This is a genomic window from Marivita sp. (genome assembly GCF_051251565.1).
Taxonomy (GTDB): domain Bacteria; phylum Pseudomonadota; class Alphaproteobacteria; order Rhodobacterales; family Rhodobacteraceae; genus Marivita.
The window spans coordinates 308,654-329,991 of sequence record NZ_JBPOFB010000004.1 but is presented as its reverse complement, the minus strand read 5'-3'; the positions used below and the strand labels follow the sequence as shown (position 1 = coordinate 329,991).

At 59.4% G+C, this 21,338-nt stretch carries 19 protein-coding genes and 2 tRNA genes; 9 read left to right on the top strand and 12 right to left on the bottom strand.

Annotated features, from left to right (window positions below; translation table 11 throughout):
• Positions 1-75, top strand: a tRNA-Asn gene (locus tag ACSHXH_RS08315).
• An 89-nt stretch (positions 76-164) separates the two neighbouring features.
• On the opposite strand, the gene ACSHXH_RS08310 is transcribed toward ACSHXH_RS08315, so the two are convergent.
• From ACSHXH_RS08310 to ACSHXH_RS08295, 4 genes are all read right to left on the bottom strand, one after another.
• Positions 165-815 (bottom strand): aspartate/glutamate racemase family protein, encoded by a 651-nt coding sequence (locus tag ACSHXH_RS08310; protein ID WP_435671312.1) that lies wholly within the window; start codon positions 813-815, stop codon positions 165-167.
• Positions 812-2,260, bottom strand: coding sequence for a dihydropyrimidinase (hydA, locus tag ACSHXH_RS08305; protein WP_435671311.1), 1,449 nt, complete (start codon positions 2,258-2,260; stop codon positions 812-814). The genes ACSHXH_RS08310 and hydA overlap by 4 nt, the downstream gene beginning before the upstream one ends.
• 30 nt (positions 2,261-2,290) lie before the next feature.
• Positions 2,291-3,226 carry a dihydrodipicolinate synthase family protein gene (locus ACSHXH_RS08300; protein ID WP_435671310.1) on the bottom strand — a complete coding sequence of 312 codons (936 nt, stop codon included), beginning with the start codon at positions 3,224-3,226 and terminating at the stop codon, positions 2,291-2,293.
• A gap of 119 nt (positions 3,227-3,345) precedes the next feature.
• Positions 3,346-4,032, bottom strand: a complete 687-nt coding sequence (locus ACSHXH_RS08295) for a fumarylacetoacetate hydrolase family protein (RefSeq protein ID WP_435671309.1) — start codon at positions 4,030-4,032, stop codon at positions 3,346-3,348.
• Positions 4,033-4,185: 153 nt separating this feature from the next.
• Here ACSHXH_RS08295 and aroQ point away from each other — a divergent pair, with 153 nt between their 5' ends.
• Entirely contained in the window at positions 4,186-4,623 is a 438-nt protein-coding gene (gene aroQ, locus ACSHXH_RS08290) for a type II 3-dehydroquinate dehydratase (protein ID WP_435671308.1), read from the top strand.
• 3 nt (positions 4,624-4,626) lie between these two features.
• On the opposite strand, the gene ACSHXH_RS08285 is transcribed toward aroQ, so the two are convergent.
• Positions 4,627-5,739, bottom strand: coding sequence for a Ppx/GppA phosphatase family protein (locus tag ACSHXH_RS08285; RefSeq protein WP_435671307.1), 1,113 nt, complete (start codon positions 5,737-5,739; stop codon positions 4,627-4,629).
• A 265-nt stretch (positions 5,740-6,004) separates the two neighbouring features.
• Here ACSHXH_RS08285 and ACSHXH_RS08280 point away from each other — a divergent pair, with 265 nt between their 5' ends.
• The 4 genes from ACSHXH_RS08280 to ACSHXH_RS08265 are packed head-to-tail and all read left to right on the top strand — an operon-like array spanning position 6,005 to position 9,000.
• Positions 6,005-6,301 (top strand): virulence factor, encoded by a 297-nt coding sequence (locus ACSHXH_RS08280; RefSeq protein WP_435671306.1) that lies wholly within the window; start codon positions 6,005-6,007, stop codon positions 6,299-6,301.
• A gap of 27 nt (positions 6,302-6,328) precedes the next feature.
• On the top strand, positions 6,329-7,255 hold the full coding sequence (locus ACSHXH_RS08275; protein ID WP_435671305.1) for a methylenetetrahydrofolate reductase: 927 nt from the start codon (positions 6,329-6,331) through the stop codon (positions 7,253-7,255).
• Positions 7,256-7,261: 6 nt separating this feature from the next.
• Positions 7,262-7,921 (top strand): HAD family hydrolase, encoded by a 660-nt coding sequence (locus ACSHXH_RS08270; RefSeq protein ID WP_435671304.1) that lies wholly within the window; start codon positions 7,262-7,264, stop codon positions 7,919-7,921.
• Positions 7,918-9,000, top strand: coding sequence for a methyltetrahydrofolate cobalamin methyltransferase (locus ACSHXH_RS08265; protein WP_435671303.1), 1,083 nt, complete (start codon positions 7,918-7,920; stop codon positions 8,998-9,000). The genes ACSHXH_RS08270 and ACSHXH_RS08265 overlap by 4 nt, the downstream gene beginning before the upstream one ends.
• A gap of 234 nt (positions 9,001-9,234) precedes the next feature.
• Here ACSHXH_RS08265 and ACSHXH_RS08260 read toward each other — a convergent pair whose 3' ends face one another.
• Genes ACSHXH_RS08260 through ACSHXH_RS08245 form a run of 4 tightly spaced genes read right to left on the bottom strand, consistent with a single transcriptional unit; the run spans position 9,235 to position 11,700 of the window.
• On the bottom strand, positions 9,235-10,071 hold the full coding sequence (locus ACSHXH_RS08260) for an ATP-binding protein (protein WP_435671302.1): 837 nt from the start codon (positions 10,069-10,071) through the stop codon (positions 9,235-9,237).
• A complete protein-coding gene (tatC, locus tag ACSHXH_RS08255; protein ID WP_435671301.1) occupies positions 10,068-11,021 on the bottom strand; it encodes a twin-arginine translocase subunit TatC in 954 nt (317 codons plus the stop codon). The genes ACSHXH_RS08260 and tatC overlap by 4 nt, the downstream gene beginning before the upstream one ends.
• Before the next feature lies 1 nt (position 11,022).
• A complete protein-coding gene (gene tatB / locus ACSHXH_RS08250; protein WP_435671300.1) occupies positions 11,023-11,475 on the bottom strand; it encodes a Sec-independent protein translocase protein TatB in 453 nt (150 codons plus the stop codon).
• 6 nt (positions 11,476-11,481) lie between these two features.
• Positions 11,482-11,700 (bottom strand): twin-arginine translocase TatA/TatE family subunit, encoded by a 219-nt coding sequence (locus ACSHXH_RS08245; protein ID WP_435671299.1) that lies wholly within the window; start codon positions 11,698-11,700, stop codon positions 11,482-11,484.
• A 187-nt stretch (positions 11,701-11,887) separates the two neighbouring features.
• Between ACSHXH_RS08245 and ACSHXH_RS08240 the strand changes: the two genes are divergently transcribed.
• A complete protein-coding gene (locus tag ACSHXH_RS08240) occupies positions 11,888-12,559 on the top strand; it encodes a helix-turn-helix transcriptional regulator (protein ID WP_435671298.1) in 672 nt (223 codons plus the stop codon).
• A 50-nt stretch (positions 12,560-12,609) separates the two neighbouring features.
• Complete coding sequence (locus ACSHXH_RS08235) at positions 12,610-15,810, top strand: reductive dehalogenase (protein WP_435671297.1); 3,201 nt, start codon at positions 12,610-12,612, stop codon at positions 15,808-15,810.
• 67 nt (positions 15,811-15,877) lie between these two features.
• Here ACSHXH_RS08235 and ACSHXH_RS08230 read toward each other — a convergent pair whose 3' ends face one another.
• The gene (locus tag ACSHXH_RS08230) at positions 15,878-16,129 is read right to left on the bottom strand and encodes a hypothetical protein (RefSeq protein WP_435671296.1); all 252 of its coding nucleotides are present in this window, start codon (positions 16,127-16,129) and stop codon (positions 15,878-15,880) included.
• Positions 16,130-16,351: 222 nt separating this feature from the next.
• Between ACSHXH_RS08230 and ACSHXH_RS08225 the strand changes: the two genes are divergently transcribed.
• Positions 16,352-16,810: an RNA polymerase sigma factor gene (locus ACSHXH_RS08225; RefSeq protein WP_435671295.1), complete on the top strand. Its 459-nt coding sequence runs from the start codon at positions 16,352-16,354 to the stop codon at positions 16,808-16,810.
• A gap of 198 nt (positions 16,811-17,008) precedes the next feature.
• Here the strand turns inward: ACSHXH_RS08225 and ACSHXH_RS08220 are convergent, their stop codons facing one another.
• Positions 17,009-20,686 (bottom strand): vitamin B12-dependent ribonucleotide reductase, encoded by a 3,678-nt coding sequence (locus ACSHXH_RS08220; RefSeq protein ID WP_435671294.1) that lies wholly within the window; start codon positions 20,684-20,686, stop codon positions 17,009-17,011.
• Between the two features lie 539 nt (positions 20,687-21,225).
• Positions 21,226-21,302: transfer RNA gene (locus ACSHXH_RS08215), tRNA-Pro, on the bottom strand.
• Positions 21,303-21,338 lie beyond the last annotated feature (36 nt).

Sequence of the window (21,338 nt, the reverse complement as noted above, 5' to 3'; positions counted from 1 at the left end):
TCCGGCGTAGCTCAGCGGTAGAGCAGTTGACTGTTAATCAATTGGTCGTAGGTTCGATCCCTACCGCCGGAGCCAAAATTAGACCAAGCGGTCAAATTGCTACGACATCAAACGCGCTTCGGCGCGTTTTTTTGTGTCTTTTGCCGAACGTCGAGTGATGTGTCTCAGCCTGCCAGCAGTGCGCCGAGGGCCATCGCAACGGCAGCTTGGGTGGGGTCAATGACAGGCATGTTCAATTCGGTCTCAAGCCCGGCACGATGACGCGCCATTCCGGCACAGCCCAAGATGATGGCGCCAGCACCCTGTATTTTCAGGTCGGACCCCACTTCAATCAAGCGATCAAACGTGCCCGCACCGCGTGCACTTTCGTCGACGCTCATGTTCAACGGGATCTCACAGGCCAATCGGTCCAGCACCTGCATGCGCGCCATTGTGCGGCGGTGACGCGGGACCGACGCCTGGGCAATGGCGATGATCCCGAACCGATCGGCCCGCGCCATTGCGGTCAGCACGCCGCTTTCCTGAATTCCGAAGACAGGCTGCGGGACAACCGACCGACAAGTGTCGAGGCCGGGGTCCGAATAACAGGCAATCACAAAGGCTCCCGCATCGGGACGTGACTGCATCAGCGCAGCCAAGGGCAGGATAACGCTGTCAGAATCGCGCTGGCTTTCGATACCGAACGGCCCTTCGGAAAGGGTCAGACATTCGATGTCCGGGCCACCGGGCAGATCAAACCGCGCCAGCGCGTCTTTAAGACCGTCAGTGACCGCCTTGTTCGAGTTGGGGTTGATGACAACAATCGGTCCGGTCATCGCAACACCTGTGCGCCGAAATTCGTTGCAGGATCGGTTTCAGGCAGACGTGTTCCCGTCAGACCCGACAGATCGCTGCGTCCGCGTTTCACGAACGCGCCGTCGCCGGGTTTGGCCACCAATGTGCCCTGATCCACCACGCGCCGACCGCGCGTGAGCACAGTCACCGGCCAGCCTGTCACCTTCATGCCCTCAAAGGGGTTGTAGTCCATCGCGTCATGCATTTCTCCGGCGATGCGGGTGTCCGTCGGATCCCAGATGGCAATGTCGGCATCCGCTCCTATGGCCAGCGTGCCCTTGGTCGGGTGCATCCCGTAAAGCCGCGCCGCGTTGGTCGATGACAGGGCCACGAATTGGTTCAGGCTGATCCGGCCTTTGACCACACCTTCCGAAAACAGCATGGGCAGGCGCATCTCGATCCCCGGCATCCCGTTGGCGATCTGGCGGAAATCCACATCGCGCCCATTCGAGAATTTACCGCTTTCGTCAAACCGGAACGGCGCATGGTCCGAGGTCACAACGCTGAACGTGCCGCCCGCAATATGACGCCAAAGCACGTCTTGGGTCTCGGTGTCACGCAGCGGTGGCGAACAGATATACTTTGCGCCGTCCTGTCCGGGCCGGTCCAGATCGTCCCGCGTCAGGAACAGGTATTGCGGACAGGTTTCGCCAAACACATAGGCCCCGTCGGCCCGCGCCTGTGCCACCAATTGTGCGCCTTTGGGGGTCGAGACATGCACGATCATCAAAGGCGCATTTGTAAGCTTGGACAGGCTGATCGCACGGTTGATCGCCTCTTCCTCGGCCAACGCGGGACGCGCGGGGGCGTGGTACTTGGGATCGGTATAGCCGTTCTTGACCAAGTTCGTGGCCATCCATGTCAGCATGTCGTGGTTTTCGGCATGCACCATGGTCAGCCCGCCATGTCGGCGCGCCACCGTGAGGATATCCAGAAACTGTGCATCGCTGACGCGGGTGGCGTAGGTCATGAACACCTTGAACGACGTCACACCGCGTGCGAAGGCATCGGGCAGTTCGGCCAAAACATCCGCGTTCGGATCGGTCAGGATCAGGTGGTAAGAATAATCGATCACCGATTTGGGTGCGGCACGGCCATCATAGGTGGCCAGCGTTTCGGCCACGCTCTGCCCTTTTTTCTGTGCGGCAAAGGGCACAAAGCACGAATTGCCCCCAAAGGCCGCGGAGATCGACCCGGTCTCATAATCATCCGCCGTCATCAGCCCCATGCCGCTTTCCTGCGCGATATGGCAATGCGCCTCGATCCCGCCGGGCAAAACCAGCTTTCCCGTGGCGTCGATCACGTCATCGCCGGTCAGGTCATGGCCCAATGTGGCAATGCGCCCATCGCGGATGCCGATATCAGCGCCAAACGTGTCCGAAGCTGTGGCGAGCGTGCCACCCTTGATCACCAAATCATGCTGCATGGATGTCTCCCTTCTGTGTGCGCCCTTGTGTTATTCCAGCGCCGCCAGCTTGCGGTCCAGCCGGTCCATCAGCCGCGTGAGTTCTGTGTGGTCGGCCTTGGTCATGGACGGCCCCGGCGCGCGCACCTTGGCGCTTGCCAACACGCCGCGACGGTGCAGAATTTCCTTGCGAATGGCGAGGCCAAGACCAAGCTGTTGCTCGTAGCGCACCATCGGCAGATAGGCGTCAAACAAATCTTCGGCCCCGTCCGCATCGCCCGCTTTGTGACGCGCGACCACCTGCACGAGCATCTCGGGATAGGCAAAGCCCGTCATCGCGCCATCCGCCCCGCGCTGAAGCTCCTGCGGCAGGAACAGCGCTGCGTTGCCGGTCAGGATCGACAAGCGCGGGATGTCGGCGGTGCCAGTCTCGGCCCGCACGCGGGACAGCTTGTTCAGGCCCGGCCAATCCTCGTGTTTGAGCATGACAATCTGGTCGTGATCGCGGGCAAGGTTCAGGATCGTCTCTACGCTGAACTGCACGCCCGTCGTTTGCGGATAGTCCTGAAGGCACACAGGCACATCCTGATCAAGCGCACCACAGACCTGCGCGAAATATCCCCGCAGTTTGGCCTCGGTTCCAAGTCCCGGCATCGGGGCGACCATCACACCCGCCGCACCTGCATCCATCACGCTGTGCGACAGGCGTGCCATATTATCAAGCCCGGCCCCCGACACACCAACAACCACGGGCACTCTACCCGCAACCCGGTCCAGAACATGGTTGGCAAAACGCGCCGATTCCTCACCCGCGAGTTTTGGTGCCTCACCCATGATGCCAAGAATGGTCATGCCCGAAACACCGCACTCAAGATAGAAGTCGACCATCTGGTCGGTGCTGTCCAAATCCAGTGCGCCATCGCTTGAGAAAGGCGTGGCGGCGATGATGAACACGCCCTCTGACTGCCTGTCGATCTTGTTTGCCATTGCCGGTTCTCCCAAATGTGTTGCGCCGAACATACGCACCAGCACAGCGCGCGCACCAACAAAAAATCCGGCCTCTGCGCAAACAGAAGCCGGATCAACACCAAGCAGTGAGGGATGGTTCAGGCGACGGTCACCGTCAACATACCCAACCCATCAATCGACAGCTCCATCGTGTCGCCCACTGACACTGGGCCAACACCGGACGGGGTACCCGACAGGATCACATCGCCGGGGGCCAGTTCGAAATATTCGGACAGGTAGGAAATCATCTCGGGCACCTTCCAAATCATCTGGTTCAGATCGCCTTGCTGACGGACCTCTCCGTTGACCTTTAGCTCAAGATAGCCTTGGTCCGGGTGGCCTACTTCCGAGACCAGATGCACAGGGCCGCAGGGCGCGGAGTGTTCAAACGCCTTGCCGATTTCCCACGGGCGGCCCGCTTTTTTGGCGACGCCCTGAAGATCACGCCGCGTCATATCCAGCGCAAGACCGTAGCCGAAGACGTGGTCCAGCGCCGTGTCCACCGGAATGTTTTTTCCACCGCTCCGAAGCGCAACCAGCATCTCCGCTTCGTGATGCACATCCGATGTGTGCGGCGGATAGGGAAACACGCCGGATGCATTCAGGTTGTCCGGGTTTTTCTGAAAAAAGAATGGGTCTTCGCGGTCCGGGTCGTGCCCCATCTCGATAGCATGCGCCGCGTAGTTCCGACCGATGCAGTAAATGCGGCGCACCGGGAACACTGTGTCTTCTCCTGCCACGGGCAACGTCACAACGGGCGGCGTTTCAATTGCGTATTGGGTCATGCGGGGCTCCGGGATTTGGATGAGATGTCCCTCTCCCCTAGCCCAGCCTTTCGGTACAAATCAATCGCAACTCGTGGCTAAAGCATTAGGGAAGCCGGTTGCACGGATCGTGGCAAGCTGGCACAGCTAAAGCACCACAGATGGAGCATCGTCATGTCGCACACCGTTTTTCTGATCAACGGCCCAAACCTCAACCTTTTGGGCAAACGGGAACCCGAGATTTACGGCGCGGACACTCTGGACGATGTGACCGCAAAGTGCAGCGCCCTTGCGGGTCCGGCAGGTGTCGTAATCAGATCAGAGCAATCGAACCACGAGGGCCAGATCATCGACTGGATTCACGAGGCCCGCGAAACTTCGGTGGCCATCATTATCAACCCCGGCGCTTTCACGCACACATCGGTCGCTATCTACGATGCATTGCAGGCCTATGAAGGGCTGGTGTTCGAGGTGCATATCTCGAACGTCCACAAACGCGAGGCGTTCCGTCACCATTCCTATGTCTCGGCCCGTGCCGATGGCGTGCTCGCCGGGTTCGGCGTTGAAGGCTACGAGCTGGCGCTGCGTCGGGTGATCAGCCTTTTGGGCTGACGCTCAGAACGGTCCGTCTTCCAGCACACCGTCCGCCGACATCTGCGCGTAAAGCAAACCTTCGCGCAGACCGCGATCCGCCACGGACAACCGATCCGTGGGCCAGCACCGCAACAGCGCTTGCAAGATCGCGGCCCCCGACATGATCAGCGCCTGACGGTCCAGCCCGATGCGCGGATCGGCCCGGCGTCCTTCGGGGCCAAGATGCAAATACCCCGAGATCACCTTTTCAATCTGATCCGAGGTCATGCGCAGCCCGTCCACCTTTGTCCGGTCGTACCGTTTAAGCCCCAGATGGCTGGCGGCAACGGTTGTCACTGTGCCGCTGGTGCCGATGATCTGGAACCCATCGCGCGCCTGTTCATTCTTGTAGGGCGCGAATTCGGCCAGATTTTCCTCGAAATACCAGCTCATCAGCGCATAGCGGGCGCTGTCACTTTCAACGTCCGAGAATTGGTCCCTGAGTGTTGCAACCCCCAGCGGCACGCTGATCCAATCGACCACGCGGGCGGCCGGAAACGGACTGTCCTTGGTGTGAAAGCCCGCATGCAGGCGCATGATCGCGCGCGGGCGGTCAAAGCTCGGCACCGCCGTCAGATCAATCCAGACCAGTTCGGTTGACCCCCCCCCGATATCGACCACCAGCAATTGCTCGGTCTTGGTGCTGACCAGCGGCGCGCAGGAAATCACCGCAAGCCGGGCTTCTTCCTCGGGTTGGATGATTTCAAGCGTCAGGCCCGCTTCGCGTTTCACCTGACGGATAAATTCCCGTGCGTTGTGCGCCCGGCGGCACGCTTCGGTGGCAACAAGCCGCATCCGCGTCACCTCGTGGCGGCGAATCTTCTGCTGGCACACCCGCAATGCCGAAATCGTCCGGTTCATGGACGCGCGACTGAGCCGGCCAGATTTCTCAAGACCTGCGCCCAATTGGACAGATTTGGAAAAGCTGTCGACCACGTGAAACTGGTTGCCCTTTGGCTGGGCAATCAACATGCGACAACTGTTAGTACCCAAGTCCAGCGCGGCATAAAGCTCTGATGGATCGGGCCGTGACGGCGCGGGGCTCTCTACCGGTTTCGGGAATGCGCCCGCACCTCTGGGACGCTTTGGCGCCATGACTTTGCGCCTTCCGAATATGTAAGTTACCCCAACCCTATGCGGGCTTTTGAACTATCGCAAGTTTCGTAATGCAGCTGGACGCGGTTATGAACAAAACTCATGCAAAGCCTGAGAATTTTAGGCACCGCATTGCATCGCCATCCACATCGCCCTGCCGTATTGTCATAGTGGGTCGCAGACAGAAGCGGACAAGTCGAAAACCGCACTTACATGGGTGCCAGCGTCATCTACCAAGGCGCAAGTCAATCGAAGGAATCAGCGGATGCCGGATGTCACAATTGTTTATTGGCGCGATATCCCGGCGCAGGTGATCGTCGGCAAAGGCCGCCGCGGATCAAAGGCGCAATTGCCCGAACGGTTCGAACAAGCGATTGACCGCGCCGCAATGAAAATCGGTGCCTCTGACACAGACAGTTATCTTGCCGAATGGCGCAAGGCCGCCCCCTACGAGGTCGAAGGCGAGCCCGATGAGGTATGCGCAGCCGAACTTGCCCGGATCGACACAGAATATGACAAGGCGCGTCTCAAGACGCTGATTGATAACGAAGGCTGGGCTTAAGTCCCCATGACCCTGAGGGAGGCCATCATGGCATTGTTGAATTTCCGCAAGCGCGACGACGCAGGCACCGGCACCACGCCCGAGATGGCTGCGTTCCTGCAAGGCTACTCGATCGAAGTCATGCCACGTACCGCGGAAAAGGTCGCCGATTTCCGCGCCCTGCTGGCACCCGGCACCCGTGTTTATATCGCCCATATCGAAGGCACACCCATCGAAGACATGGTCGCCACCGCAAAACGCCTTTCCGATGATGGCTACCCGGTTATGCCGCACTTTCCCGCGCGCATCATCAAAGATCAGGCCATGCTGGCCGATTGGATTGCCCGCTATCAGGGCGAAGCAGGTGTCGATCAGGCACTTTTGCTGGCTGGCGGCGTCGCGCAACCGCATGGCGCGTTCGACAGCTCCATGCAGCTTATGGAAACCGGATTGTTCGACAAGGCGGGCTTTACACGCCTGCATGTCGCCGGTCACCCCGAAGGTAACAAAGACATCGACCCCAATGGCGGGATGAAAAACGTCGAAGACGCGCTGCGCTGGAAACAGGCGTTTTCCGAGCGCACCGACGCCAAGATGGCGCTGGCCACGCAATTTGCGTTTGACGCGGACCCCATTATCAAATGGGTCGATGACCTGTCGGCGGCGGGCATCACGATCCCCGTGCATATTGGCATAGCCGGACCTGCAAAACTGCAAACCCTGATCAAATTCGCCATCGCTTGCGGTGTTGGTCCGTCGCTGAAGGTTTTGCAAAAACGCGCAATGGACGTGACCAAGCTACTCTTGCCCTATGAACCGACAGAGGTGCTGACCAAGTTGGCCGCGCACAAGGCCAAGAACCCGGATTTCAACATCGAACAGGTGCATTTCTTCCCACTGGGCGGGATCACGGCCAACGCCACCTGGGCGATTGAAAACGGCGGTGCCGGAACCGCACCGGCCGCAGCTGACTGACACAATATGCCAGCTCTGCTTTTTGACCTCGACGGCACAATGCTGCACTCGGACCCGATCCACGAGGCCGTGTTTACGGAATTGTGGATGTCCCGTGGCCTGCCGGTGCCCAATGGGTTTTACCTTGAACAGGTGCATGGTCGTCTGAATGTCGATGTCTTTGCAGATCATCTGCCCGATGAGCCCGACCCGCAGGCCCTCAGCGATTGGAAAGAGGCCCAGTTCCGCGCCCGCCTGCCCGCGCCCTACCCTCCCACCGCGGGGCTGGAGGCGTTTCTAAACCGCGCACAGACGCAGGGCTGGCAGGTGGCCGTAGTCACCAACGCCATGCGCCTGAACGCCGAAGCGATGCTGCGCGCCATCGGCCTGCGCGACCGGTTCGACGTCATCGTGATCGGCGAGGAATGCGCGCATGGCAAGCCACATCCGCTGCCATATCTGACCGCGATGAAGGCTTTGGGCGAAACCCCATCCGACTGCATCGCCTTTGAGGACAGCCCTTCGGGTATGCGCGCCGCCGCTGCCTCTGGGGCGTATAGCATTGGCATCCGCTCTGGCCTTGACGACGCTACGCTGCGCGCCGCCGGTGCCGATCTGACCGTACAGGATTTCACAGACCCCGCGTTGCCGGACATTCTGGCCCGCATTCAAGGAGTAGCCGCATGACCCGCACGATCGTCGAGTCCAAGACCAAAACCGCCATTATCGGATTTGATCAGCCGTTCTGCGTCATTGGCGAACGGATCAACCCGACAGGCCGCAAGATCCTGAACGAAGAGCTAGAGCGCGGCGATTTCAGCCGGGTTGAAGCGGATGCCTTGGCGCAGGTGGCGGCAGGCGCAAATATCCTCGACATCAATTCGGGCGCTGTGTTCTCAAACAAGATGGCAGAAGACCCGCGCTATGCCGACAACAACTTTGTCGAACCCACGCTGATGCGCGAACTTGTGCAGCGCGTGCAGGCCATCACAGATTGTCCGCTGTGCATCGACAGTTCGGTGCCCGGCGCGCTCGAAAACGGCCTTGCCGCCGCCGAAGGCCGCCCGTTGCTGAACTCTGTCACCGGCGAAGAAGAACGGCTTGAGCTTGTCCTGCCGCTGGTCAAGAAATACAACGTTCCCGTCGTGGCGATCTCGAACGACGATACCGGCATCTCTGAAGATCCCGATGTGCGCTTTGCCGTCGCCAAGAAGATCGTCGAACGCGCCGCCGACTTCGGCATCCCCGCGCATGACATCGTGGTTGACCCGCTGGTCATGCCTATCGGCGCGATGGGCACGGCCGGACTTCAGGTCTTTACCCTTGTGCGTCGCCTGCGCGAAGAGCTGGGCGTTAACACCACCTGCGGGGCCTCCAACATCAGCTTCGGTCTGCCCAACCGCCACGGCATCAACAACGCATTTCTGCCGATGGCGATGGGTGCTGGCATGACCAGCGCCATCATGAACCCCGTCGCCCTTCCCGTCGGTGCGATCAAACTCGCCGAGAAGAAAGCCGAGGTCGCAGCAGCCGGCCTTGTCCTTCCTGAAGACATGGACGACGAAACGTTCTGCATCCTGTTCGGACTTGGCTCAACCAAACCGCGCCCCGGGAAGGAAATGGAAGCAATCCGCGCGGCCAATTTCCTGACCAACAATGACGAAGGTGGCGGCTCGTGGATCGAGTTCAACAAGCAGCCCCCCAAAGCGGGTCACGAAGGACGCGGGCGCGCCGGGCGTGTCGGGGGCCGTCGTCGGCGGACGTGATGAAGGGGTTAAGGGAGAGCCGCGCCCATCACAGGTGCGGCTTTTTCAGGTACCGGGCTTTGGACGACACGCCGGTTACACTTTGGCTGAGCAACGAGACAAAAGATCGTCGTTTGCAATTTTTTAACAGATGGTCGTCAGAATCTTCGTACGAAGATTCTTGGCATCGCCCATAAAATTCTGGTGCGCAGATAAACACTTCGCCAACAGGCGCTCCCTGCCAAACAGCCGGGCCTAAAGCATCACACCCTGACGACCGGCCAGATCGGTGAAATACTGCCATGCCACCCGGCCTGACCGCGCACCGCGTGTAGCTTGCCATTCGATCGCCTCGGCCCGCAAGGTCACATCGTCAATAGCAACCCCATGCGCATCGCAATAGCCCCGGATCATCGCAAGGTAGTCGTCCTGATCACACGGATGAAAACCAAGCCACAGCCCGAACCGATCCGATAGTGACACTTTCTCCTCGACCGCCTCAGACGGGTTGATTGCGGATCCGCGTTCGTTTTCGATCATGTCGCGCGGCATCAGATGACGGCGGTTCGACGTGGCATAAAACACCACGTTGTCAGGTCGCCCCTCGACCCCGCCATCCAGAACGGCCTTGAGCGATTTGTAATGCTGGTCATCATGGCTAAAGCTCAGATCGTCACAAAACAGCACAAACCGATGGTCAGACGCCCGCAGTAAGTTGAGAAGGCGTGCCACGCTAGGCAAATCCTCACGCTGCAATTCGACCAGCTTGACCGGCACACCGTCGTCCAGAACCGCGGCATGCACCGCTTTCACGAGGCTGGATTTGCCCATGCCCCGCGCGCCCCAAAGCAACGCGTTGTTCGCGGGCAGGCCTTTGGCGAATTGCCGCGTGTTGGTCAGCAGCGTGTCACGGCTCCGGTCCACACCGATCAGCAGGTCAACAGGAACACGACTGACCTTGTGCACGGGTTGCAGATGATCGGGGTCCACGTGCCAGACAAAGGCGTCTGCCGCGTCAAAATCCGGTGCAGGCTGCGGTGCCGGGGCCAACCGCTCCAACGCAGAGGCAATCCGTTCCAACGGGTCGGTCACTTCTTGGCGTCCTCGTCAAATTCGCGCATCAATGGATCGTCGTCCATGCTGTCTGCGGGATCGTCTTCGAACCACAAGCCTTGGGCGCGCAATTCCTTTTCGCGCTTCTTTTCGACCACACGCACAAGGATAATAGACACTTCGTAAAGCCCGTATACGACCGTGAACAAGATCAACTGCGTGACCACATCTGGGGGTGTTACCAAGGCGGCAAGGATCAAAATGGCCACCATCGCGTATTTGCGCACACTGCCCAAACCGTCAGCCGATACCAACCCGGCCTTGCCCATCAGCGTCAGCAGCACCGGCAACTGAAAGCACAATCCGAAGGCCATGATAAACACCAGCGAGGTTTGCAGGCTTTCATTGACCTTGCCGAAGAACGTGATCTTCAAGCCGTCATTCGTGGCAGGCACCACGGCGTTCGCGTCCACATCGACAGTATCGGTCAATAGGTTGGCAAAGAGCGACGGTGCATCTGTAAATCCAAGGAAGAACGACATCGCCAATGGTGTGACCACGAAATGCGCAAACGCGGCCCCAAGCATGAACATCACTGGCGAGGCGATCACAAACGGCAGAAACGCGGATTTCTCGGACTTGTACAGCCCTGGCGCCACAAACCGCCACATCTGGTGCGCAATCACCGGAAAAGACAGCGCAAAGCCGAACACCAGACCGATGCGGAACAACACAAACAGATATTCCTGCGGGCTTGTGTATTGCAGCGTGGGCGACGGATCACCAAGCGCGCGCAGCGTGTCTTCGATCGGGACCAGCAGGAACCGCAACACATGCTCGGCCAGAAAATCCCCCTGAATGGGGATAAACAGAACGCAGATGCCCGCAAGCAGTGCCAGCACGGACCGGATCAACCGGGTGCGCAGCTCTGCCAGATGTTCGATGAGTGGCGCGCTGCTTTCCTCAAGGTCGTCGTCGCGGGCGCTCATGTCATGTGTCCTTATTCGGCGCGTCGTCTGATTTTAACGCCGCTTCCATGTCTTCAGCCTTTTTCAGGGCCTCATCCGCTTCGCGTTTCTTGCGATCTGCGGCCGCGCGCGCGGCGCTGACCTCAATCTTTCGTTTGGCCGCTTCGCGTTCAGCGGACAGTTTTCCGGTGTTGCTGTCGGCGTCGATATTCGTCATCGACTTTGCCGCATCCTTGACGCCGTCCATCGCACTGCCCAACGGGTTGGTTGCGGATTTAAACGTCTTTTGCACGTCCCGCACGCCTGACTCGTCCGCAGCCTCGTTCATGGCCCGCGAGAAATCGCGCGCCATTCCACGGGCCTTGCCCATGAAGTTGCCAACCTTCCGAAAGAGCACCGGCAGATCCTTTGGGCCCACGACGATCAACGCCACGATCCCGATCACCAACAGCTCGGCAAAGCCAAGATCGAACATATGCGGTTAGACCTTGTCTTTCTCGTCCTCGGGCGTCACGTCCTTGGCGCTTTCGGATTTCTGTTCCTCAAGCTCTTGCTTGCCTTCATCCACGCCCTTTTTGAACGCGGTGATGCCTTTGCCCACTTCGCCCATCAGTGCCGAAATCTTGCCCCGGCCAAACAGCACCAGCACGACAACGGCGATGAGCAAAAGTCCCGGCAGACCGATATTTCCGATACCCATGAAGTCTCTCCTAACCGGCAGGCTCCTGCCTGCGTTGTATTCCACTTGGCTTATCTAATGACTCGCACGCCCATCCGAAAGCCGGAAAACACGCCAATTTCATGCGTTTTTGTCAAGAGCTTGTCAGTTGACAGTTTTTTGTCAGTATTGGGGCGGTACCGCATGGCAGAATCACAGGAAGACAAAGTTGAAACGCAGCGACCGGCTTTACGCCCTAATGCAACGCCTCAAGGATGGCACCTTGCACACCGCCGAGGCGATGGCGCAGGATTTGGGCGTGTCGGTGCGCACCATCTACCGCGATATGGACACGCTTGCGGCGTCGGGTGTGCCCGTCGAAGGCGCGCGCGGGTCCGGGTATACCGCACGCGCGATGATCACCCTGCCGCCGCTCAATCTCACCCAGACCGAACTTGAGGCGCTGCATATGGGCCTTGCCGCCGTGGGCGTTTCCGAAACCGAGGATCTGGCCGCCGCCGCGCGGGCGCTGGCTGACAAGATCGACGCAGTTTTGCCCGAAGACGTCGGCAACCCATCGGCTCGGTTCGGGTTTGCCACCTACCCGTTTGCCGAAGCCGCACAGGGCTTTCGCCACATGCCCGCCTTTAGAAAGGCGATCCGCGCGCGCCAGAAACTTCAACTGCGGCTGGACGGCGAAGACCAGACCCACACGATCCGCCCATTGCATCTTGATTACTGGGGACGCATCTGGACCTGCGTGGTCTGGGACGAAACCGACAGCAGCTTTGCGACGTTCCGCATGGATCGCGTGGCCGGTCTCACCCCACTGCCCGGGCTGTTTGTCGACGAGGCCGGAAAAACGCTGAAGGATTTTCATGCCTTGCAGTCCCGCGTTTAGAATGATGCTTTAGCCAAGGCGCACATCACAACGCCTATTGGGAGGACATCATGGGACTGCGGTTCTTTTCCGACAAAACCCGGCCCGTGCATTTGGGGCCGTTCCCGTTGGAACGCGCCGAACGCGGCCCAATGCCCGACCTGTCAACCCTCCCGCGACATCCCGGATGCAGCTTTCGCCGACCCGACGACCCCTCGTCGATCGTCAACGCGATGACCGACTACCAGGCAATGATGGATGCAATCCGCGACGGCTTTGTGAACAAGGTCAAATCTGCCTGTCCCGATGATATAACAGAGCGCGCCAATCATCTGAAAGCATTCGGCTATTTTTCGGATGCCGCCATGGTGGGAATTGGCCCGTTGCTCGCTCAGGCACGCTTGCGTGACCCTCGCCGGAACCCGGATATTGACCGGCTGGCCAATGATCTGAAAACCCGCCAGACCAAGACCCTCGCTGCCGGGATTGACCTAATTATGGCGGACCTGAAAGAGTCGATGCAGGCCCCATCCGGCACCATCGACAGCCACCACACCGCATTGGTGTTTCTTTATGAAATCCCCCGGGATCCCAAGCGCGGCGAAACCGGCACTGAATGGATCGCAGACGCGCAACAGCATCGAGCTTGCCTGCGCGCCACCGAAACCGCCGTGGTGATCGCCAATTACATCCGCCTGCTTGGCTGGGACGCAAAGGCCCATTCCGCGACGAGCACCGATGTGGATCTCAACATCTGCACGGTGGCTGCTGGTCTGGCCGTTCCAAAGGCCGGACGCCTGAGCAATCCGTGGCTGGGCGACAGGTTCGGAGTTGCCGTGGTGACCACCACTTTCGAGCTGGCACAGGATACCCCCCTGTCGCCCGACCAGCCCAAAGCCCTGACCTCTGGGCTGGCATGGGCACTGGGCACCACATCCGCGCGATCTGCCATGAACGGCAACCCGTTCGACAGTCGTCGTTATGTGGACGGCGCGCACCCGTTCGAGACGCTCAAAAGGGTGGATACGCCGACCACCTATATCGACGAACCCAACGTCCCCCGCGTGCCAAAGCGCGCTGACCTGTTTGCGCGCGCGCAGTTCGGGGACATGGGCAAAAAAGTTCAGGATGGCGCAAAGGGCGGATATTACGTTCGTAAGGCCGCGCCCTCATCGGCACAGCGCCGGGTGCTGGGGGCGTTTGTATTGCTGCAAGACGGCGCACCCGCCGCCGCCGCAGTTGCTCCCGCGCCAGAACTGCACGCCAACGCGATCAAGGCCACCGCCTATTGGCTGGGCGTCGATGCCATTGGAATAAGCCGATGCCCTGACTGGGCATGGTACAGCCATGACGCCCGCGGCGATCCTATTGACCCGCCGCATGATCAAGCCATCAGCATCATCATCGACCAAGGGTTCGAGACGATGGAAGGCGCGTCCGGCGACGACTGGATCAGCGTGGCGCAATCCATGCGCGCTTATTTGCGGTTCTCGCTTTTGGGCGGCGTGATCGCCCGGCAAATCCGCAATCTGGGCTATAGCGCCAAAGCCCATAGCGTGATGGATGGTGAGGTCCTGCAACCGCCACTGCTGCTGCTCAGCGGTCTGGGCGAGGTGAGCCGCATTGGCGAAGTGATCCTCAACCCGTTCCTTGGCCCCCGCCTGAAATCTGGCGTCGTGACCACCGACATGCCGCTGGCGCATGACAAACCCATCGACTTTGGCCTGCAACGCTTTTGCGAGAGCTGCAACAAATGCGCCCGCGAATGTCCCTCGGGGGCAATCACCGCCGGGCCAAAGCGGATGTTCAACGGCTACGAGATCTGGAAATCCGACAGTCAGAAATGCGCCACCTATCGCATCACCACCGAAGGCGGCGCGATGTGCGGGCGCTGCATGAAGACCTGCCCCTGGAACCTCGAAGGGCTGTTTGCCGAAAAGCCGTTCCGATGGGCTGCGATGAACGTACCCCAAGCGGCACCTCTTCTGGCCAAGCTTGACGATGCCGTTGGGCGCGGTGGGCTGAACCCGGTGAAAAAATGGTGGTGGGATCTCGAATTGCAGGAAGACGGAGGGTATCGTCCGACGCAGCATCCCGTGAACGCGCGCGATCTGCAAACGGACCTCAGGCTGAAATACGAGGACCAGACCCTTGCCGTCTACCCGGCACCGCTGGCGCCGCATCCCTACCCCTATCCCGATCCAATGGACCGCGAAGCAGGGATCGCCGCTTATGGCAGTATGGTCAGTGCGGATGAGCACAAATCGCGACTGGCCAAGGGCGACACCTCCCACCTGCACCGGACCAAAGACGCCACAGAAAGTCCGGTGGTGCCGGTCATTGTCAGCAAGGTCGAACAGATGTCGACCTCGGTCACAAAATACGAATTCCGCAGCGTGGACGGGTCCGATCTGCCGGAATGGACGGCCGGCGGTCATCTTGATCTGGTCGTGGCCCCCGAATTCCTGCGGCAATACTCGATGTCCGGCGACCCTGCGGATCGGTCAGTCTACCAGATTGGCGTGCTGCGCGAGGATCACGGGCGCGGTGGATCGGCGCTGTTGCACCGCATCTTCACCCAAGACAGACGGGTGTTTGTGTCCCGCCCGATCAACCATTTTCCCTTGATCGAAGACGCAAGCTTTACCTGGCTTATGGGGGGCGGGATCGGGGTTACGCCGATGATCCCCATGGCCCACCGCCTGCACGCGTTGGGACGGCCCTTTGCGCTGCATTATTCCGTGAAGACCCGCGCCGAAGCCGGATATCTAGAGGATCTGCGCGCCGTCCCTTGGGCAGACAAGGTGCAAGTCCATGTGAGCGACGAAGGCAGCCGTGCAGACCTGAACGCGCTGCTGCCGAACCACACGGACGGCCAGCACATCTATACCTGCGGACCAGACGCTTACATGAGCGCCGTTATACAAGCTGCTGATCTAAAGGGATTTCCGGAGGATACAAAACATCTGGAATACTTCGCGGTGCCGGATCTTCCCGAGTATGAAAACCACCCCTTCACCCTGACGCTTAAGGATGGGCGCAGCTTTGCTGTACCGGCGGACAAAACTGCCACGGATGTTCTGAGCGAAAACGGGGTGGCGGTGGATGTGAAATGTTCAGACGGGATTTGCGGGGTGTGCAAAGCCAAGGTTCTGAGCGGCGATGTCGAACACCGGGATTTCGTGCTGTCGAATGCGCAGCGCACGGATCAGATCATCCTGTGCCAATCCCGCGCCGCGGCACCGGGCGGAGAGATCAAGATAGACCTGTAATCTATTGAATCTATTTTGATAAAAAGGAAGGCGCGACCCACCACAGGCCGCGCCAAACACCGGCGCCTTAGCTGTCGGCTTCAGGCATCAAGCCTTCGCTCTGCGCCATGGCAAGCTCATCCGCGTTGATCAGGCCATCGCCATCAGAATCCACCGCAAGGAACGTGTCTGTTGTCACCTCGGGCAAAATGGCCTGCACCTCTTCAAGCGAGAGCATGCCGTCCTGGTTGGCATCAGCGGCCATGTAATCGGCAGCAAAAGCAGCCATGGGGAGTGCCACAACACTTGCAGCAATCAGGCGGGTCAGGGACAAAGTCATATCGGTCTCCAGTTCTGTTGGTATACGAAGCGCCGCGTTTGCGACCTTCACCCTGTATGAGCGCGAAACCCGCACCCGCGTCCCGCCGACGCGCAACCCGGCGCAGACCTGCCCAAATCCAACCGTGCCATGCGCAATCCACCGCGCACATCAGGCCGCGTTTCGCCATCGGCGGAAACCCCCGGGATGGTCGGGGATTTTCCCGCTGTCATACCTGTGTGCATGGACACACATCACCTTTCCAAATTGCGCGCCCGCGCCCGGCGCCTGTCGCGCAGCCCTCAGGACGCCGAAGACCTGTGCCACGAGGTTTACCTTGCCGTTCTGGAACGCGAAGCGATCGGGGCCCGGATTTCCCGGCCCCTTCCCTATATGATGACTGCGCTGCGCCATGCCGCGGCCAGCCGCGCCCGGTCCGCAGCACGCGAGACCCCGATGGAAGACAGCTATGAGCCGCAGGTCGAAGACGCCGCGTTGGCGTGTTTCTGTACCCAAGTGCTGATCAAATTGGACAGCTTGCCGAAAACTGACCGCGCGCTGTTGCGACGCGTGGCCTATGAGGGCGTGACCCCGTCCGAGTTGGCCGAGGAACTGGATGTCCCCGTGGGGACAATCATGTCCCGCCTTGCACGCGCCCGCGCCCGACTGCGCAACGCGGTCGGGATCGTTTCCGTGTTCTGACTGGGGGCTCTGCCCCCGGCCTTCGGCCTCCCCCGAGGTATTTGAAGCCCAAAGAAACACGGAAAAAAAGGGGGCCGCAGAAGGCCCCCTTTCGAGTTTCGCTCACCGAGCTCTTAATTTGTTCACCGCTCGGAATATTCTGCCTGCGGCCCGGCGCGCGTCAGAGGCGGGCGCACCCGCCTCGTGACTGGGTACGGTTTAGCTACACCCGCTCGTGCCACCACAGGTGTTGCACTTCATGCAGGTGCCGTTGCGCACCAAGGTGTAGTTGCCGCAATCGCCGCAGGCTTCGCCCTCATAACCTTGCATCTTCGCGCGGGTCACAGCGGCCATCGCTGGGGCCGAGGTGCTTGTCGTTGTCGTGGATGCCGCCAAAGCCACGGTTGCAACACCACCCGTTTCAGGCACGAGGTTGTTGAGCGCCGTCACCGGATCGGCTGCGGCAAAGCTCATGCTTGCTGCCTGACCGCCCTGCAACACGATCAGTTCTTGCGGAAGACGCTTGCGCAAATACCCGGTTGAGCTGATCTGCTTGAGCACTTCGAGAGACCGCGACGCGGCGGTTTCCGAGATCTCGCGCACATTCGATACGCCTTCTTCTTCGCCGCGGCCCAGATCGTCGAAAGACGCGCCTTCAGGTTTCACATGCGCCAGATCGGTGCGGTCCAGATAGGACACAGCCAATTCGCGGAAGATGTAGTCAAGAATGGACGTGGCGTTCTTGATGCTGTCATTGCCCTGCACCATGCCGGCAGGTTCAAACTTGGTGAAGGTGAACGCATCCACAAATTCTTCGAGCGGCACACCGTATTGAAGACCGACCGACACCGCGATTGCGAAGTTGTTCATCATGGCGCGGAACCCCGCACCTTCCTTGTGCATGTCGATGAAGATCTCGCCCAGATTGCCGTCTTGGTATTCGCCGGTGCGCAGATAAACCTTGTGACCACCAACGATGGCTTTCTGGGTATAGCCCTTGCGGCGCTCTGGCATCTTTTCGCGGTGCGACTTCTGGATTTCCTTGATGATCACCTTTTCGATGATCTTTTCGGCCAGCACTTGCGCTTTTTCCGGCATTGATCCGCTTTCAAGGATCTCTGCCGCCTCTTCGTCGTCTTCGACCAGCGACGCCGCCAAAGGCTGCGACAGCTTGGAACCGTCACGGTAGAGCGCGTTGGCCTTGGTGCCTAGCGACCAGCTCAGCTCGTAGGCCTTTTGGCAATCCTCGATAGTCGCGTCATTGGGCATGTTGATCGTCTTGGAGATCGCCCCCGAGATAAACGACTGGGCAGCGGCCATCATGGTGATGTGGGACTGCACCGACAAGAAACGCTTGCCCTTTTTGCCGCACGGGTTGGCGCAATCGAAGACTGGGTAATGTTCCACCTTAAGGTACGGCGCACCTTCCAGAGTCATCGTTCCGCAGACATGGTCATTCGCAGCGTCAATTTCAGCTTTGGTAAAGCCCAGATGCCGCAGCAGATCAAAGGTCGGGTCGTTCAGCTTGGCTTCGGGGATTCCCAGGACTTCGCGGCAGAACTCGTCGCCCAGTGTCCACTGGTTGAACACAAAGCGAATGTCGAACGCTGCGGCCAGCGCCCCATCCACCTTGGCAAGCTGTGCCGGACCAAACCCATGACCCGCAAGCGAGGTGTGGTTGATGCCAGGCGCATTGCCGATCGTGCCGTGACCCACGGCGTAAGACACGATCTCTTCGATCTGCGCAGAGGCATAGCCCAGCTTTTCAAGAGCGCCCGGCACGGACTGGTTGATGATCTTGAAGTACCCACCACCAGCGAGCTTCTTGAACTTCACCAGCGCAAAGTCTGGCTCGATCCCGGTGGTGTCGCAATCCATGACAAGACCGATGGTGCCCGTGGGCGCGATCACTGTGGATTGTGCGTTGCGGTAGCCGTGCTTTTCCCCAAGGCGCAGCGCCTCATCCCAGCTGGCCATCGCCAGATCAACCAGACGGCTGTCCGGGCAATTGGCATGATCCAGTGCGACCGGCTTGACTGAAAGCGCCTCGTAGCCATCCGTTGCGCCATAGGCCGCGTTGCGGTGGTTGCGGATGACCCGCAGCATGTGATCAGCGTTTTTCTTGTAGCCCGGGAACGGGCCCAGCTCTCCTGCGATCTCGGCGGATGTGGCGTAGGACACGCCCGTCATGATCGCGGTCAGCGCACCACACAGTGCGCGGCCTTCGTCGCTGTCATAGCTGAAACCAAGGTTCATCAGCAAACCGCCAATATTGGCATAGCCGAGACCCAACGTGCGGAAGTCATATGACCGCTGGGCGATTTCCTTGGATGGAAACTGCGCCATCATCACCGAGATTTCGAGCGTCAGCGTCCAAAGACGGGCCGCGTGCATATAGTCTTCGGACTGGAACTCACCATCCTTGAGGAAGGTCAGAAGGTTCATCGACGCAAGATTGCACGCCGTGTCGTCAAGGAACATGTATTCCGAACACGGGTTGGAGCCACGAATTTCGCCGTCCTCAGGGCATGTGTGCCATTCGTTGACGGTGGTGTGGAACTGAATACCCGGATCGGCACAGGCCCAAGCGGCGTGGCCCACATCTTCCCAAAGGTCGCGGGCCTTGATCGTCTTGGCAACGCTACCATCGGTGCGGCGGATCAGTTCCCAATCGGCGTCGTCTTTGACGGCCTTGAGGAACGCATTGGTGACGCGGATCGAATTGTTCGAGTTTTGACCCGAGACAGACGCATAGGCCTCGGAATCCCAGTCGGTGTCATAGGTCGGGAATTCGATGCTCGCATAGCCCTGCCGCGCATAATCCAGAACCCGCTTGATATAGGTCTCGGGGATCATCACGTTCTTTGCTGCGCGAATTGCCTCTTTCAAGGCATTGTTTTTCTTGGGGTCGTAGGCGTCTTCTTCAAGCCCGTCCCAGTTTCCAAGTGCCGCGAAGATCGCGTTGAGCATTTTCTCGTGCATCTTGGAGCCGGCCACGATGGATGCGACCTTCTGTTCTTCCTTGACCTTCCAGTTGATGAATTCCTCGATATCCGGGTGGTCGGCATCGCAAATGACCATCTTGGCCGCACGACGCGTGGTGCCGCCCGACTTGATCGCGCCCGCTGCGCGGTCGCCGATCTTGAGGAAGCCCATCAGACCCGAGGACTTGCCGCCGCCCGAAAGCGGTTCGCTTGCCGCACGCAGCGAGCTGAAGTTTGTGCCGGTGCCGGACCCATATTTGAACAGACGCGCTTCGCGGACCCACAGGTCCATAATGCCGCCATCCCCCACCAGATCATCTTTGACCGACTGGATGAAGCACGCATGGGGTTGCGGGTGCTCATACGCCGAGGATGATTTGGTCAGTTCGCCGGATTTGTAATCCACATAATAGTGACCCTGGCTTGGGCCATCGATCCCGTACGCCCAATGCAGGCCGGTGTTGAACCACTGGGGGCTGTTCGGTGCGGCTTTTTGCGTCGCCAGCATGAAGCGCATTTCGTCAAAATAGGCCTGCGCATCTTCTTCGGTTGTGAAGTAGCCGCCTTTCCAGCCCCAATAGGTCCAAGCACCCGCCAAACGGTCGAACACTTGTTTGGACGACACCTCGCCGGTGCGCGGTGTGTCGTCGGCCACGGGAACCGACCGCCAAAGGAAGCTTGGGACGCCCTGTTCCTTGACCTTCTTCAACGTCGCCGGAACGCCCGCCTTGCGGAAATACTTTTGCGCGATGACATCACTGGCCACCTGGCTCCAGCTGTCGGGTACTTCTACGTTGTCCAGCTTGAAGACAACGGATCCATCCGGGTTCCGAATTTCCGACGTCGTCGAAACAAATTCGATGCCTTCGTACGCGTCCTGCCCAGATTTTGTGAATTTTCTTTCAATTTTCATCGCACCGGTCTCATTTTTTACTGTGTCTACCCCATGACCCACAACGGGGCCGCGATAGGCACGAAAGTTCCGACTGCGCATTCGAAAACGCGCAGCTAAGCCCCTGAAAGCCTATGATCGGTAGTTTCGTCCCTGTTGCCGACACTAAACACTATATGTTGTGGTTGATCGCATCGACCTGCACAAACTGGCGTATCTCTCACAGACTCGTCAACACGTTTTTTACCATTTTTGGCATAGATTTTGGGTTGACCGACACCGAAGACACAAGAGGTGGTGATTCAGCTGTGGATGCCCTTGGTATAGCTCTGTGGATAACAATTGGATAAAATTCCAAGTGCCCTCAGAAAGTTATCCACAGGCTTTGACCAAGCGGATGAACCCATTTCGCGGCCCCGAGTCGGGCCATTTTCCGTGTCAGCGACTCGGTTCAGTGCACCAAATGTGGCACACATCAAACGCCGCAAAAGAACTGAGCGCGTGTTCGCTGCAATCGGCGCACCCAAAGATGCACCGCTCATATTTTATGGAAGGTGAAATGGTCGGGACGGCAAGATTCGAACTTGCGACCTACGGTACCCAAAACCGTCGCGCTACCAGGCTGCGCTACGCCCCGACTGCGCGTCGTTTAGCGGCCGTTGCTGGAATTGAA

Coding starts and splice junctions, on each gene's coding strand:
- ACSHXH_RS08310 (WP_435671312.1), bottom strand. CDS start 815: ATGACCGGACCGATTGTTGTCATCAACCCCAACTCGAACAAGGCGGTC.
- hydA (WP_435671311.1), bottom strand. CDS start 2,260: ATGCAGCATGATTTGGTGATCAAGGGTGGCACGCTCGCCACAGCTTCG.
- ACSHXH_RS08300 (WP_435671310.1), bottom strand. CDS start 3,226: ATGGCAAACAAGATCGACAGGCAGTCAGAGGGCGTGTTCATCATCGCC.
- ACSHXH_RS08295 (WP_435671309.1), bottom strand. CDS start 4,032: ATGACCCAATACGCAATTGAAACGCCGCCCGTTGTGACGTTGCCCGTG.
- aroQ (WP_435671308.1), top strand. CDS start 4,186: ATGTCGCACACCGTTTTTCTGATCAACGGCCCAAACCTCAACCTTTTG.
- ACSHXH_RS08285 (WP_435671307.1), bottom strand. CDS start 5,739: ATGGCGCCAAAGCGTCCCAGAGGTGCGGGCGCATTCCCGAAACCGGTA.
- ACSHXH_RS08280 (WP_435671306.1), top strand. CDS start 6,005: ATGCCGGATGTCACAATTGTTTATTGGCGCGATATCCCGGCGCAGGTG.
- ACSHXH_RS08275 (WP_435671305.1), top strand. CDS start 6,329: ATGGCATTGTTGAATTTCCGCAAGCGCGACGACGCAGGCACCGGCACC.
- ACSHXH_RS08270 (WP_435671304.1), top strand. CDS start 7,262: ATGCCAGCTCTGCTTTTTGACCTCGACGGCACAATGCTGCACTCGGAC.
- ACSHXH_RS08265 (WP_435671303.1), top strand. CDS start 7,918: ATGACCCGCACGATCGTCGAGTCCAAGACCAAAACCGCCATTATCGGA.
- tatC (WP_435671301.1), bottom strand. CDS start 11,021: ATGAGCGCCCGCGACGACGACCTTGAGGAAAGCAGCGCGCCACTCATC.
- tatB (WP_435671300.1), bottom strand. CDS start 11,475: ATGTTCGATCTTGGCTTTGCCGAGCTGTTGGTGATCGGGATCGTGGCG.
- ACSHXH_RS08245 (WP_435671299.1), bottom strand. CDS start 11,700: ATGGGTATCGGAAATATCGGTCTGCCGGGACTTTTGCTCATCGCCGTT.
- ACSHXH_RS08235 (WP_435671297.1), top strand. CDS start 12,610: ATGGGACTGCGGTTCTTTTCCGACAAAACCCGGCCCGTGCATTTGGGG.
- ACSHXH_RS08230 (WP_435671296.1), bottom strand. CDS start 16,129: ATGACTTTGTCCCTGACCCGCCTGATTGCTGCAAGTGTTGTGGCACTC.
- ACSHXH_RS08225 (WP_435671295.1), top strand. CDS start 16,352: ATGGACACACATCACCTTTCCAAATTGCGCGCCCGCGCCCGGCGCCTG.
- ACSHXH_RS08220 (WP_435671294.1), bottom strand. CDS start 20,686: ATGAAAATTGAAAGAAAATTCACAAAATCTGGGCAGGACGCGTACGAA.